This is a genomic window from Sulfitobacter sp. HI0027 (assembly GCF_001634775.1).
Taxonomy (GTDB): domain Bacteria; phylum Pseudomonadota; class Alphaproteobacteria; order Rhodobacterales; family Rhodobacteraceae; genus Sulfitobacter.
In genome coordinates this window covers 1-305 of record NZ_LWER01000097.1, presented here as the reverse complement: position 1 = coordinate 305, position 305 = coordinate 1, and the positions used below count along the sequence as shown (strand labels likewise).

Here is a 305-nt window from a genome sequence, read left to right as displayed (position 1 = left end):
ACCACGCGGCCCGACAGGGCCGAAACATCCGTCTGCCATCGCGAAATAAAGCGCACCGGATTCTCCCGTCCGCAGGGAGGGCGGCTCTTCAGTGACAGGGACATCCCATGTGTCGCCCTTGTTCATCACGCCTTCGAAAATCACCGTGCCATCGGCGGCGCGCACCCGCACCCATGAGGGATAGGCCGCGACCATGCGCACCTTGTCTCCCAAAGGCTCAACCACCTGCGGTTTGGGCAGATCGGTCTCGGCATTGGCAAGCATCAGGGCTTCGTCGATGGCAGCGTCGATCGTGCCATTCTCGG

1 protein-coding gene is annotated in these 305 nt (G+C 62.6%); it reads right to left on the bottom strand.

Annotation, left to right across the window (positions count from 1 at the left end; translation table 11 throughout):
• The coding region (locus A3722_RS05180) for a DUF4115 domain-containing protein (protein WP_236627348.1) at positions 1 to 305 on the bottom strand (305 nt) is incomplete at both ends.